At 37.6% G+C, this 13,818-nt stretch carries 17 protein-coding genes; 9 read left to right on the top strand and 8 right to left on the bottom strand.

The annotated features are described in order from the left end of the window. Window positions 1-79: 79 nt before the first annotated feature. Window positions 80-862 (bottom strand): PA3715 family protein, encoded by a 783-nt coding sequence (locus F981_RS10100; protein WP_004721168.1) that lies wholly within the window; start codon window positions 860-862, stop codon window positions 80-82. Window positions 863-891: 29 nt separating this feature from the next. Next, the gene (locus F981_RS10095) at window positions 892-1,638 is read right to left on the bottom strand and encodes a PA3715 family protein (protein WP_228129023.1); all 747 of its coding nucleotides are present in this window, start codon (window positions 1,636-1,638) and stop codon (window positions 892-894) included. A gap of 193 nt (window positions 1,639-1,831) precedes the next feature. On the opposite strand from F981_RS10095, the gene F981_RS10090 reads away from it, so the two are divergent. Further along, complete coding sequence (locus tag F981_RS10090) at window positions 1,832-2,854, top strand: type I glyceraldehyde-3-phosphate dehydrogenase (protein ID WP_004721166.1); 1,023 nt, start codon at window positions 1,832-1,834, stop codon at window positions 2,852-2,854. A gap of 82 nt (window positions 2,855-2,936) precedes the next feature. Beyond that, window positions 2,937-3,233, top strand: a complete 297-nt coding sequence (locus F981_RS10085; RefSeq protein ID WP_004721164.1) for a hypothetical protein — start codon at window positions 2,937-2,939, stop codon at window positions 3,231-3,233. A gap of 49 nt (window positions 3,234-3,282) precedes the next feature. Here F981_RS10085 and F981_RS10080 read toward each other — a convergent pair whose 3' ends face one another. Both F981_RS10080 and F981_RS10075 read right to left on the bottom strand, forming a co-directional pair. Then, complete coding sequence (locus tag F981_RS10080) at window positions 3,283-3,582, bottom strand: AzlD family protein (RefSeq protein WP_004721162.1); 300 nt, start codon at window positions 3,580-3,582, stop codon at window positions 3,283-3,285. After that, on the bottom strand, window positions 3,579-4,322 hold the full coding sequence (locus F981_RS10075) for an AzlC family ABC transporter permease (protein WP_004721160.1): 744 nt from the start codon (window positions 4,320-4,322) through the stop codon (window positions 3,579-3,581). Before F981_RS10075 ends, F981_RS10080 begins: the two co-directional genes overlap by 4 nt. Window positions 4,323-4,479: 157 nt before the next feature. Here F981_RS10075 and F981_RS10070 point away from each other — a divergent pair, with 157 nt between their 5' ends. Beyond that, entirely contained in the window at window positions 4,480-4,935 is a 456-nt protein-coding gene (locus F981_RS10070) for an Lrp/AsnC family transcriptional regulator (RefSeq protein ID WP_035371583.1), read from the top strand. On the opposite strand, the gene F981_RS10065 is transcribed toward F981_RS10070, so the two are convergent. Together F981_RS10065 and F981_RS10060 are read right to left on the bottom strand one after the other, a co-directional pair. Next, the gene (locus F981_RS10065) at window positions 4,904-5,506 is read right to left on the bottom strand and encodes an RNA 2'-phosphotransferase (protein WP_004721157.1); all 603 of its coding nucleotides are present in this window, start codon (window positions 5,504-5,506) and stop codon (window positions 4,904-4,906) included. The genes F981_RS10070 and F981_RS10065 overlap by 32 nt on opposite strands. 36 nt (window positions 5,507-5,542) lie before the next feature. Beyond that, window positions 5,543-5,953: an Lrp/AsnC family transcriptional regulator gene (locus F981_RS10060; protein ID WP_004721155.1), complete on the bottom strand. Its 411-nt coding sequence runs from the start codon at window positions 5,951-5,953 to the stop codon at window positions 5,543-5,545. Window positions 5,954-6,077: 124 nt separating this feature from the next. Between F981_RS10060 and F981_RS10055 the strand changes: the two genes are divergently transcribed. Further along, window positions 6,078-6,620: a cysteine hydrolase family protein gene (locus F981_RS10055; protein WP_004721153.1), complete on the top strand. Its 543-nt coding sequence runs from the start codon at window positions 6,078-6,080 to the stop codon at window positions 6,618-6,620. 71 nt (window positions 6,621-6,691) lie between these two features. Here the strand turns inward: F981_RS10055 and F981_RS10050 are convergent, their stop codons facing one another. Next, complete coding sequence (locus F981_RS10050; RefSeq protein WP_004721151.1) at window positions 6,692-7,201, bottom strand: hypothetical protein; 510 nt, start codon at window positions 7,199-7,201, stop codon at window positions 6,692-6,694. 316 nt (window positions 7,202-7,517) lie between these two features. Here F981_RS10050 and F981_RS10045 point away from each other — a divergent pair, with 316 nt between their 5' ends. From F981_RS10045 to F981_RS10025, 5 genes are all read left to right on the top strand, one after another. Then, entirely contained in the window at window positions 7,518-8,684 is a 1,167-nt protein-coding gene (locus tag F981_RS10045; protein ID WP_004721150.1) for an ATP phosphoribosyltransferase regulatory subunit, read from the top strand. A gap of 70 nt (window positions 8,685-8,754) precedes the next feature. Beyond that, entirely contained in the window at window positions 8,755-10,074 is a 1,320-nt protein-coding gene (locus F981_RS10040) for an adenylosuccinate synthase (RefSeq protein ID WP_004721148.1), read from the top strand. Between the two features lie 179 nt (window positions 10,075-10,253). Beyond that, a complete protein-coding gene (locus F981_RS10035; RefSeq protein ID WP_004721146.1) occupies window positions 10,254-11,045 on the top strand; it encodes a M48 family metallopeptidase in 792 nt (263 codons plus the stop codon). 140 nt (window positions 11,046-11,185) lie between these two features. After that, complete coding sequence (locus tag F981_RS10030; RefSeq protein ID WP_004721145.1) at window positions 11,186-11,491, top strand: phosphoethanolamine transferase domain-containing protein; 306 nt, start codon at window positions 11,186-11,188, stop codon at window positions 11,489-11,491. A 111-nt stretch (window positions 11,492-11,602) separates the two neighbouring features. Then, the gene (locus F981_RS10025; protein WP_004721143.1) at window positions 11,603-12,388 is read left to right on the top strand and encodes a M48 family metallopeptidase; all 786 of its coding nucleotides are present in this window, start codon (window positions 11,603-11,605) and stop codon (window positions 12,386-12,388) included. Between the two features lie 94 nt (window positions 12,389-12,482). On the opposite strand, the gene F981_RS10020 is transcribed toward F981_RS10025, so the two are convergent. Beyond that, window positions 12,483-13,532, bottom strand: coding sequence for an NADP(H)-dependent aldo-keto reductase (locus F981_RS10020; protein ID WP_004721141.1), 1,050 nt, complete (start codon window positions 13,530-13,532; stop codon window positions 12,483-12,485). Between the last annotated feature and the right edge of the window lie 286 nt (window positions 13,533-13,818).

Here is a 13,818-nt window from a genome sequence, read left to right as displayed (position 1 = left end):
TTCAACTTTCATCTGGGGTAAATTTTGGTTGTATAAATTTAAAACATAGCCACATTGCCATTATCGTATTTAAGCTTGCTTAAAAAGGGTCAATTCCCAATAGATCATTATGCTGTAATTTATATACTTGACCATTAAATTTAATGGTCTGTTGTTGTTTATATTGTTTTTTTACCGAAGTGCAGGTTTTATAGTTGGTTTTCGTTTGGTCTTTGGTTTCTTTTAATACAATATCTTGTAAACCATGTGTGGTTTTGTTTGAAAGCACTAAAATACGTCTCACATCTGAACTGGTATTATTTCCTACACAATTTCCAATTCTTTCATAACCACTATTATTTGTTCCAATACCCGCAAAAACTTGTTTGATTGGTTGGCGAGGGTTAACTTTAAATAAAGCAAGATTATTATGGCTATAGGTAAAACCACCTTCATGTGATGATGAAGTCTCTAAGCCGACCACATCTGTATTCGGCAAGGTTGAAAATCTAGTGCTGTGGAGTTTTGCTCCATCATAATGATCTGCATCTGAGTAAAAAGTTTCTGGTGCTTTATACTTTTGCAGAATTTTATGCTGAGAAGAGTCAATTAAGTATAAATTTAGATCATGTTCCATATCATCATAAGATTTATAAGCAATCGGTTGACTGATCGCAATAAGCTGAATTTTTTGTTGATTGTCTAAATGGATACAGCTTTGATATGTTTTGGCTTCAGTATTGGCAAAACGCTGATTGACCAATTTAAATTGTTGAATCAATTGTTGTTGCTGTTGGTCTGAGCAACGCTGATAAGGTACTGCAAAACTATTTCCAGCAATCAAAAGCAGTGCAGTGTTCAATACAATTTGTAATGTTTTCATGATCTAACCTTTTTAATTGCAAAATTTAATCAAATTCCAAAGTCTAAAAAATTAAGATGTTTAAAACGATATTTTTTCCCATCGAATTTCATAATATGGCTTTGTTTTTTGACGATACGGTGTGTTTTACAGTTTTTCTCATCAAGCGTTATACGTTCGGATTTTTCAGTTAATTGAATATCTGCTAAACCATGACTTTGCTGTTTTAAGGGGTGAAGTAAAATTTGAGTCTCAGTTTGTGCATTATTTTCACATATAGACGGTCTTTCGCTAGCTGAGTAATTCGTCATAAATTTATCTAAAACCAATTGCATTTGTTGATTGCTGATTTTGAATAACTTTATTTCACGTATTGTATAGTCAATTCTACCTAAATGCCCATAAGTTAAGGCCAATCCAATAACATGAGTATGGGGAGTTTTAGAGTAAGGATTGATATCAAATTTTAAATTTTCAAACTGACTGGCATCGGAAGAGATGGTTTTTGGATAAGTATAATGATTTAAAATTTTTGAAGATGCGGTATCGATCAAATATAAATTCAAATCATAATCCGCAAATTCAGATTGCATAGCAACAGGATTGCTGATTGCAATAATCTGTTGGTGTTTACTGATCGTTAAGCAGGTTTGGAACACAGGATAACGCGCATCTAAATTTTGTTGTGTGTTTAAGTTGAATTTTTGAATGAGTTGTTGAGTCAGAGTTTCTGAGCAGTTTGAATAGACATTTTGTGCATGTGTTGGTTGTGTATATAGAAAGGCTAGTAAAATCATGCAGTAAAGATAAAATAATTGATTTAGTTTAAAAATATTTTTAATGGATGGATACATTTATTTTTATCCTAGCTGAATCAAAAAATTATTTTTGAGAAATTTTTATGACTAAATAAAGCATATTCTAACAGTAGTCACGCTAAATCTTATAACATATAGCGCATAAAGTAGTTTGGCTGTAAAAGGACATCTGATGCAACGTGTGGCAATAAACGGATTCGGGCGAATTGGACGGAATGTATTACGCGCTTGGTTTGAAAATCCGAAAAACTTCCATTTTGAAATTGTTGCCATTAACGATATTGCAGATGTTGAAACGCTGGTTCATTTATTTAAATACGATACTACCCATGGTCGCTTTGACGGTGCAGTGAATATCGTACAAGAACATGGACAGCTTTATATGTCGATTGACGCGCGACAAATTAAACTGAAAGTGCAAATTTTAAGACAAGCCAATCCTGAATTATTGCCTTGGGAAGCGCTTAACATTGATGTTGTTTTAGAATGTACAGGGCTGTTTCGTTCAAGAGCCGCTGCAACACAACATATAACAGCTGGTGCAAAACGCGTCATTATCGGTGCTGCACCTTTTGATACTGTTGATGCTGCCATTGTTTATGGGGTAAATCATCATGATGTTAAAGCTAGTGATCAAATTATTTCGGGTGTGTCATGTACCACACAAGCTTTAGTCCCTTTGGTCAAAATTATTGATGATGCATTTGGAATTGACAGCGCATTAATGACTGAAATTCATGCGGTCACAGCAGATCAATCTGTACTGGATCATGCACATCGAGATTTACGCCGCGCACGTGCCTCAGGACAAAATATTATTCCAACTACATCTTCTGCTTTGGGTGCATTAAAACAAGTCATGCCCAAAATGGAAAACCGTATTGATGGTTTTTCAATCCGTGTACCAACAATTAATGTTGCCGCCATTGATTTAACATTTATTGCTAAAGCGCCTGTAACAGCTCATTTAATTAACCAAACCTTAATTCAAGCAGCAAAATATGATTATGCTGAGATTATGTCTGTTACAGATGAGCAATTGGTTTCAAGTGACTTTAATCATTCACCTTATTCACTGATTGTTGATCTGACTCAAACTATGGTCGTGGGTCAACAGGCGAAAGTGTTTGCTTGGTATGATAACGAATGGGGCTATGCAAATCGCTTGTTAGATTTGTGTGAATCATTTTATTAATCTAGTATTTATCACTTAAAAATAACTTTAATGACTTGAGTTTAATCAACACGAAGATTGACATGTTTTGTTGGGGGGAATGATGTTTTTCATATATTTGGTTATTGTGATTCTTTATCTGGCCATGATGTTTGTGATTTGGCAAATGGGAAAGTTAAAGAAAGAAAACCTTGAATGGCTTAAGCATGTGCAGAATCATGAGCAACAGATCCATGCACAAGAGCAACATCTCAAACAAACCTTACAAATTATGCAAGATTTGGCTAAAAAAATGCATGTACAGCAGGAAGTTTTAGACAATACCTCAACACGTTTGACTCAAGTTGAGTTTCAAAATGCTGAATTAATTAAAATATTACAGCAAAATTCAAAACCTTAATTGAGGTTTTGAATTGCATCAAGTCAGGGATATTGGCTATTCAGATCACTTAAAGCATAAAGTATCTCAAAATCCCTGTTGCAATGATACTGATCAGTACAGTGGGTAATAATGAAAAATAACAAGCTGCGAACAGTGTGATGATAATTGCAATCAAGTTGGCTGGTTGATCCGTAACAAAGTAGGGTGCAATCACTGATATCAAAACACAGCCGGGGATAACCTGTAAAATTCGCGTGGTTCTTTTGCTGAGGTGTTTATTTTTTAACAGTAAATAACCTAAGATTCGAGTTAAGTAGGTTGTTAGTCCCACACAAACAATGGCGATGAATGTCGTCATATGAATCATTCTTCATCTCCAATCAGTAAAAAAGCAGCAATAATGCCTGAAATAGAACCAATCAATACATACCAGCCTTTAGGTAGATAATAATAGGCCAATGCAGCGGCAATCAGACTAATCAACCAAGGCAGAGCGGGTTTAAAACCTTTCCACATTCCGCGTAAAAGCACCAGAAAAACTGCAGGGAATGCCATGTCAAAACCAAACTTTGTGACATCGCCAAGAAAAGAGCCAATGCCGACTCCCATCGTGGTAAAAACCACCCACATGACATATAACGCGAAACAAAGGCCAATATAAAAAAACACACTAAATCCTGCATAGGGATTGCGAGGGTTTTGTTTGTGTGAATCCGTAATGCTAAGGGCCCAGCTCTCATCACACATAAAAAACAATAATGGAAGGGCTTTGCGATTGGGCAAATGTCGAATATAGGGTGCTAAACTTGCACCCATTAAAATATGGCGACTGTTGACCAGAAAAGTGATCAGAATTAAAAACAGCAGTTGAGGTGGCTGCGTCCAGACTTCAATAATGGCGAACTCAGAACCACCAGCAAAATTGAGTCCTGTTAACAATGGAACTTCTAAGGCAGAAAATCCTTTTTGCGCTGCTTGCGTTCCTAAAACCAGTGCAAAAGGGATAATACCCAGTAGCATTGGAATAGAGGTTTTAAGTCCACGTACAAACTCTCTAAATTCAATTGAATAGGTCAGTTCAGTCGTAGCGTTCTTAAAACTTAACATGAGTCGCTCAATGGTCGGTAAAACAAGATGGTTTTTATTTTATGCCAAATGATTCGCTATATTTCGCTAAATTTGCTGCCTTTAAAATAATTTTTGCAATATTATTGCTGGAATATGTTATTTTTTGGTTTTATCTACTAGAAATAATTTTATGAAATTGGATCAGATAGATCGGCGTATTTTGTGTGCATTACAACGTAATGGAAAACTACAAAATAATGAATTGGCAGATCAGATAGGTTTATCCGCTTCACCTTGTTTAAGACGAGTAAAGCAACTGGAGGATGAGGGGATCATTGACCAATATGTTGCATTGGTCAATCCACACAAAGTAGATCTTAGTTTGACAGTCTTTGCACGAATTTGGTTAAAGAGTCAGGATGAACAAGCGGTCAATCGATTTATCGAAAGCATTATGAATATTTCTGAAATTGTTGAATGTCAACTTATGGCAGGAGATTGTGATTTTTTCTTACGTATTGTGGTTTCTGATTTAGAGGCATATCGTAAATTTCAAATTAATCATTTAAATAAAATTCCAGGGATCCAGAATGTCAAAACTGAAATCCCTTTACAGAAGATTAAACAGACCACAGCCTTACCGCTGGATTAGTTTTTTTTGATTCGCTTTCGAATAACTTTAAATATTTTATCGGCACTTGTTCAGTCAACCAAACCCCATTTTCAGCACAATAAAATTGGAAACCATCTTGATGCATCTGTTTGGTGTCTAAGATGAAAATGATGACTTTGCCATGTCGTTGTCCCACTTTCTGGGCTGTGACTAAATCAGCAGATAAATGTACGTGATGACGTTCACCTGAAATTAAGCCTTTTTCTAAAATACTGTCGACAAAGCGAGTTGCTGTTCCATGAAAAAGTGTATCGGGTGGCGTAATAGCAACATACTCACGTTGAACCTGAGCACTAGAGTGACCTTGTACTGCGCGGATTTTGTTTTGATCAGGTGAAAGTTGGAAGCGTTTTTTATCACTGCTTTCAACGACCTCAATCAACTCTACGAGTTTAAGTGGTCTTCTGTGTTTGATCATTTGCTGTAAAAGGATGTGTACATCCGTCCAGCCTTCAGAATCGAGTTGGATTGCAATGGTTTCTGGTTGATGTCGAAGTACTAAACTTAGAAATTTACTATGTTCGCGTAATGTTTTTTCTGAAGATTTCATTTGTTATTCTTACATGATATGGATTTGGATATAAAATTAAGGCTGAGTTTCAATTGCTCTTACGACACTATCTACTGAATATTGTCCCCATTCAGAGAGTTGCTCGATAAATAGATTGATTACACGACTATCAAAATGAGCAACCAGCATATAGCAAGCGGAACCACAGACTTTATAGCAACTTTCAATTGACTCAAATTGAGCGATAAATGCTTCAAACTGTTCAAATTCATTAGTCTGCATCATCACACGTATAAATTGTGTTGATTGGTGCTGTAGCGTAATCGTATATTTCTGAATTGTGCCTTCATCTTGCATTCGAGCAATGCGACTTCCTACAGCTTGGCCTGTACGGTGTACTAATTTTCCGATCTCTTTATTGCTTAACCGAGAATCAGTTTTTAGTATTTTTAAAATTTTGAGGTCAATTGGGTCATTTGGCAACATAGTGAATTGAACAAATTTTCAGTTTGAAAGTTTCTAATCTATTATTCTTTCATGAGTGACTGCAAATCGCCAGTTGTTTTGATTAATCTTATAAAAACATCAACACAAGGGTTAGGAAAACACCATGAGCCAAACTGCATTATTAGTAATAGATGTCCAAAACGATTATTTTCCTCAAGGGAAGATGGAGTTGTTCTGTGCGGAACAGGCTTTAAAACACATCAATCGATTAGAAGATCTGTTTATAAAGCGTGAGCAGCCGATTATTTATATTCAGCATATTGCCAATCAACCCAATGCTACATTTTTTGAAGCAGGAACGCAGGGTGTAGCACTACATTCGGGTTTACGTGTTAAGACCGATTCAATTGTGATTGAAAAACATTATCCCAATAGCTTTTTTCAAACCACTTTAAAAGCAGAATTAGAGCGACTGAATGTTGATAAATTAGTGATTAGTGGCATGATGACGCATATGTGTGTTGATGCGACGTCACGTGCAGCGGCAGAATTTGCTTATCAACCGACGATCATTTCAGACGCTACAGCGACGCGTCAATTGAGCTATTCAGACAGAACAGTTGAAGCAGAAGATGTACAAACAGCCTGTTTGTCAGCCTTTCAAATGTTTTCACAAGTGGTCAGTATTGAGGACTATTTAAAATAGCTGAAAGAGTCAAAATAATAGGGAAGTACAGCGATTCGATTTTGTACTTCCCTTTAAATCTGAATGAAAATTTATTCTTGGTTTAAGAAACCTTCTTTGATTTTTTCAGGTAAACCTGTATGCCACCATGTATAAATGGAGGATTTTATTTCTTCATCTTGTTCAGGATCATTGAAAGGTTCATCATCTTCGCGAATCAATTCATCGTCTTCAAATTTAAACCAGAATTCCCACGGGTCATCATCCCCACAACCCCAAGCCAGTGTGTGAATTTCAGGGAGTAATGCTTTTAAGAAAAGTAAGATTGCTTCGATAAACTCATCGCCTGAAGAACCATGCACAAAATGGGCAACTGAATAGCCTGCAATAGCGTGTAATGATTCAGGACCCAAATCAAACTCAATATTGTCAACTGCATTTAAAAGATCTTCTGCAAGTTCTTGCCCCAATTGTGAATTGAGCTCAACTGCAACAGCAATAAATTTGTCTTGTTCACCGCGATGCTCTTGAAATAAACGGCCTAGCTTTTGCATGATTTCCGTATTTGGATGCGTGTAATATAAGTTGCTATGTAGTTCCATACTTCCCCAGTTTTTAGTATTTCAGTTGCTTTAAATAGATGCTGTTTTTCTAAACGAATAAATTATATTTTCAACAACGCAAATAGCAATCAACACTGGTGTGAAAAGTTAAATAAATACAAAGAATTGAAGTGGGATAATGTGTAATAGATGGTTTTTTGTCTAAATTATGCATAAGTGGTCAAATTATCTAGGCATCAAAAGTTATTTTATTAATGCATGGCGCAGATGATCGTGCTAAAATAAGAGAAATCGGGTGTGTTCCCGATTTTTTTATGCGGATTACTTCCGCGCTGACAGGATTTAGGTTTACAACATGCCCATTTCAGAGACATGGTTATTACCTGATGGTGTAGCTGATGTATTACCAGAGCAAGCGCAAGTAATTGAAAAATTGCGCCGTGAAGCTTTAGATTTCCTCGCATCACGAGGTTATCAGCTGGTGTATACGCCATTCATCGAATACATCGAATCTCTTTCTTCTCTCTCCGAATCGAATCAAGATTTAGACTTAGCCACTTTTAAAGTCATCGACCAACTTTCAGGTCGTTTACTTGGTGTGCGTGCCGATATGACACCACAAGTGGCTCGTATTGATGCCCATGTACATCAAGTACAAGGTGTGGCGCGTTACTGCTATGCAGGGACTGTACTTCATACTAAACCACAAGGTTTTAATACCACGCGTGCACCACTTCAGATAGGTGCAGAGTTATTTGGTTCAGACAGTATTGACGCAGACGTTGAAATGATCGACGTGATGCTCAATCTGATTAATACCGCAGGTTTAGCTGATGGTATCCATCTTGATTTAGGGCATGTAGGACTGTTTAGAAGTCTGGTAAAACATGTGGGTTTAAACAAATCAACAGAAAGCCATTTATCTGATTTGTATCAGCGCAAAGCACTACCAGAACTTGCTGAATTCACTCAAGATTTAGAATTTGGTTCTGATTTTTATGCTTTAGGTCGTTATGCAAGTGATCTGGATGCATTGCAAGCGAATATTAGCGCAGAAATTTTTGCTGATGAAGCATTTAAAAATGCTTTTGAGGTACTTAAAACAACATATACAGAAATTCAAGCACGTTGGCCAAAACTCAATATCGGTATCGATGTTGTAGAGCTTCGTTCGTACCATTACCACACTGGGTTAATGTATGCCGTGTATGCACCAAACCGTGCTGCACCGTTGGCACAAGGTGGTCGTTATGATGGTATTGGTGAACACTTTGGACGCGCGCGTCCTGCAACAGGCTTTTCTTGTGACTTGTATTCCTTAAGTGCGGGTCAACGTCAACAGATTGAAAAAGTAGTTGCACCGAAAGGTACCGAATCCACGTTGCTGGATGCGATTGCCGTAGCACGTCAACAAGGTTTAAGTGTAATTCAGTTATTGGGTAATGACGATTTAAACTCAGTTCCAAATGCAACCCACCAGATGGTGAATGTTGCAGGTGAGTGGAAAATCGAAACAATTTAAGTATCAGATTGAATGTTCATGTCATTCGATTTGGTTTTCTATTTTAACAGCATGATGTAATGAGGCTATTATGGGCAAAAGTGTTGTGGTACTCGGTACCCAATGGGGCGACGAAGGTAAAGGTAAAATCGTTGACCTGCTCACAGATCAAGCAGCTGCGGTAGTACGTTATCAAGGCGGACATAACGCAGGGCATACGCTCGTCGTTGGTGGTAAGAAAACAGTTCTTCACCTCATTCCATCAGGTATTTTACGTGAAAACGTACTTTGCTTAATTGGCAATGGTGTTGTACTTTCACCTGAAGCATTGATCAAAGAGATGGATATTCTTGAGAAAGAAGGCGTACCCGTTCGTGAACGTCTGCGTATTTCTCCAAACTGTCCGTTGATTCTTCCTCACCATATTGCACTTGATCAAGCGCGTGAGAAGAAACGTGGTAATGCCAAAATCGGTACAACGGGTCGTGGTATTGGTCCTGCTTATGAAGATAAAGTAGCCCGTCGTGCGATCCGTGTTGCGGATTTAGTTCGTGGTGGCGAACATCTTAAAGCACAGCTTGAAGAACTTCTTGAATATCATAACTTCCAATTGACTCAATTCTTCGGTGTTGAAGCAGTTAAAGTTGAAGATGTATTGGCACTTTGTGATCAATGGCGCGAAGTGGTTAAGCCATTAGTTTTAGATGTGATTACAACATTGCATGACTATCGTAAAGATGGTGCAAACATCATGTTTGAAGGTGCGCAAGGCTCACTTCTTGATGTCGATCATGGTACATATCCGTATGTAACTTCATCGAACACTACCGCTGGTGGGGTAAGTTCTGGTTCAGGTCTTGGTCCATTGCATCTTGACTATGTTTTGGGAATCACCAAAGCCTATACAACTCGTGTAGGTGCAGGTCCATTCCCAACTGAGCTTGTTTATGATGCTGCCAATGATGTTGGTGATGCAGTTGGTAAACATTTGGGTACTGTGGGTTCAGAATTCGGTGCGTCGACTGGTCGTCAGCGTCGTTGTGGTTGGTTTGATGCTGAAATCTTACGTCGTTCTGTAGATGTAAACTCATTATCAGGTATTTGCTTAACTAAACTTGATGTTTTAGATGGTTTGGAAGAAGTAAAAATCTGTATCGGTTATGAAGCTGCAGATTCAGGTTGTGTAGGTTCTACAGATGCACTTGCATTTGAAACATTAAAACCAATTTATGAAACTATGCCTGGTTGGTCTGAGTCTACATTTGGTGCGAAATCATTGGATCAATTGCCACAAAACGCAATTAACTATGTAAAACGTATTGAACAGTTGATTGAATGTCCTATCGACATCATTTCAACAGGTCCAGATCGTGATGAAACAATTGTGATGCGTCATCCATTTGATGCTTAATTGATTCAATCTTTAAAAAGCTCCTACGGGAGCTTTTTTTATTGCTGTTATTTTTAGGTGTTTTAAATAAAGTGTGATTATATTTTGATTTTTTTTGTAAAATACAACATAATTCAGCCGCTAAGAGCTGAGCTTCGTTTTGAAGCTTGCAATAAGATCTATGAAATTTGGTGAAAATAATGATTAACAAGAAACTATTACTTGGCTTAGGGTTGGCTATAGGCTTAACAGGGTGTACGACTGTTGCTGAATTAACGGGTAATGATTCTGCGACTTTAAACCTCAATGCAGCAGCAGATTATAAACTTCTTGTTGAAGATGCAAAGGCACAAAAAGCACTTGATACAACATCTGCAACATATAAACGAGTCAATGCTGTTTTCTTAAAGATGAAACCTTTTGCTGATCAAGCAAATCAAACGGGTCAAAAATTTGACTGGCAATTGAGCGTACTTAAATCCAGTGAACTCAATGCATTTGTCATGCCTGGCGGTAAGGTTGTGTTCTTTACAGGTATCGTCAATCAATTGAAACTGACTGATGCTGAAATTGCTGCCATTATGGGACATGAAATGACCCATGCCTTAGAAGAGCATTCTAAACGTGGTGCTGGTGCAACTGCAATTACAGATTTTGCTGTGAAAATGGGCAAAACCTATGCAGGCGATAAATTGGGCTCAGTCGGCACTCAAGCTTTAGATATCGGAAGTAAATATGGTGTAGGTTTGCCATATTCACGTAGTTTAGAGTCATCTGCTGACCGTGGTGGATTAATGCTTATGGCGAAAGCTGGCTATAATCCTGAAGCTGCAATCAGCGTTTGGCAAAAAATGAACAAGATTGATGGTGGCAGTAATAATGGTGTGCAGAAGTTCACTTCAACACACCCATCAAATAATGACCGTATCTCAGATTTAAACAAAAACATGGTTGAAGCAAAGCAAATCTATCAGTCTGTTGTTAAAAAGTAATTTGATCGCATAACGCTAAGCCCGATGTAAATCGGGCTTTTTATTTACAGTTAAAAAAGACTAAAGTCGATATCAATTAGACTAGGTTTTCAAGCTTAGCTTGTTAAAATGTATTTTTAGATACACATTGAGTTTGTAGGATGCAAAAGAATATATCGAGCACGATATTTTATTCTCTGATTTTTGCTATGGGCGGTGCTCCAACGATCGCAGTGCTGATTATTCAGGCTCAAACCAATGATCTGAATATCATCAATAATGCATTGCTTGGTCTGAGTGTGATGGTTGCATGTGTACTGGTTCCTATTATTTTGATCCAGAATGCATTTTTGTTTATCAAAAGAAATGATCAACATTTAGAACAAAAGATTATTCCATTGAAAAACATATATTTGACACTGAATGTAATTTGTCTCATATATTGGTTGGCGATTCAATTTTTGTGATATTTCACTTACATAATTAATATGAATTAATGGATTTTATTGATTTATCCTTATGTAACATTTGCATATAATCCACAATGCTTTTATTTGTTCTCCATGGAGTTGATTATAATGAACAATAAATTAATGCTTAGTCTTTGTGCGGCGACTGCCATTTCAATTTCAGGGTGCTCAACTATCGCAGATATGGCAGGTGCTGATTCTGCAACGCTTAATTTAAATGCAACACAAGGCTTTAATAAAACAGTGCAAGAAGCACGTTTGAATAAGACTTTAGATACAACTTCTGCAACTTATAAAAAAGTAAATGCAGCATTTATTCGATTAAAACCTTTTGCTGATCAAATGAACCAAACGGGTCAAAGATTTGATTGGCAATTGGCGGTACTTAAGTCAGACGAAATCAATGCTTATGTTGCACCCGGTGGTAAAGTGGTTTTCTACACAGGGATTGTAAATCGACTTAATCTATCTGAAGCTGAAGTTGCTGCGGTGATGGGCCACGAAATGACCCATGCTTTAGAAGAGCACTCGAAACAAAAATTAGGTGCGCAAGCGTTGACCAATCTTGCAGTTGGTATTGGTAAATCTTATGCAGGCAGCCAAATTGGTGAATTAGGCAATGCAGCGCTCGATTTGGGAAGCCAAGTCGGGGTAGGCTTACCGTACTCACGTAGTTTAGAGAGTCGTGCGGATGAGGGTGGCTTAATGATGATGGCGAAAGCTGGCTATAATCCTCAAGCGGCAATTACCTTGTGGGAAAAAATGGCGAAACAGGGTGGAGGAAAAGGTTCTGCATTACTGTCAACACATCCATCTGATGTTAATCGTATCAATGCAATGAAAAAGAATTTACCTGCTGCAATGGCAGTTTATACTGCGCGAGGTGGAAGATAAGTTTTTTGATAAAACCTATCGAATAGAAAAGGATGCTTATGCATCCTTTTTTATTGAAAACAACGTAGAACAACGAGCGTTTCAAAAATAGCGTTTAAGGTGCAGGGTTTGGCTGCTGCTGATGAATCGCATCTATTTCCAATAAGATTTCTTCAGACAATTGGGTATCAAAGGCCTGAATATTCTCTTTTAGTTGGTCGAGCGTAGTCGCACCAATAATGGTACTACTCACAAAAAATTGTTGTTTAATAAATGCCAAAGCCAATTGGGTAAGGCTTAAACCATGTTTTTCTGCAAGCTGTGCATATTGTTCTGTCGCCCAATCGCTCTGTGGATTGCTATAGCGGCTAAAGCGAGAAAATAGTGTAATACGTCCTTTTTCAGGGCGTGCGCCGTGGCGATACTTGCCAGTTAAGTAACCAAAGGCCAAGGGTGAGTAAGCGAGTAAGCCAACGCCCTCGTGTTGTGCGATCTCAGACATCCCAATTTCATAAGTACGATTGAGTAGACTATAAGGATTTTGTACGCTCACTATTTTTTCTAAGCCCAATTGTTCAGCTAAATGTAAAAATTTTAAGGTACCCCAAGGTGTCTCATTGGATAAGCCAATATGACGAATACGCCCTTTTTTCACTTCTTTCGAGAGTGCTTCTAAGGTTTCAGCAAGTGGTGTAATGTCTTGTGTACGTGCCGCAAGCTGATTGCTGTAGCCTAACGTGCCAAAGAAGTTAACAGGGCGTTGTGGCCAATGCAGTTGATAAAGATCTATATAATCTGTTTGTAAGCGCTTGAGCGAGCTATCAATAGCACTACTGATCTCTGCTTTTATAAACTTGGTATGCCCGTCACGAATTTGACTGCCGCCTTGTTGGGGGCCTGCAATTTTGGTGGCGATAATGAGTTTGTCACGTTGACCGTTTTGAGCAATCCAATTCCCTATGATGCTTTCAGTCGATCCCTGTGTCTCTGGTTTAGGTGGTACCGGATACATTTCAGCAGTATCCCAGAAATGAATATTTTGATCGAGCGCATAAGCAAGTTGTTCAAATGCCTCATTTTGATTATTCTGTTCACCAAACGTCATGGTACCTAAACAAATTTCAGGTACAACAAGATCAGAATACCCTAAACGATTTGACTTCATTTCATGTCCTTCAAAATTAATATTCAGTATCTTATGAGAATAATAACGTAATTTAAATTTGATAACTAAGTGAAAGAATGTTTCTAATTATCAAAATAAGATAAAGTTATCTGATTTTTTTATAAAATGCTCATTTTAGCTTGGTCTTGTTTTATAACATGGTCATGAGACCAGCTCACAGTAATTCTCTGTGTATTTATCGCAACATGAAAAAAGCAAACTCGGGAGTTTGCTTTTAAACTATATTTTAACTTTTTGACAATATTTGATATTTATCCCATTCAAC

The organism is Acinetobacter guillouiae CIP 63.46 (assembly GCF_000368145.1).
In the GTDB taxonomy this organism is placed as follows: domain Bacteria; phylum Pseudomonadota; class Gammaproteobacteria; order Pseudomonadales; family Moraxellaceae; genus Acinetobacter; species Acinetobacter guillouiae.
Note: the sequence above shows the minus strand (reverse complement) of the source record. Positions and strands in the feature narration are given on the sequence as shown.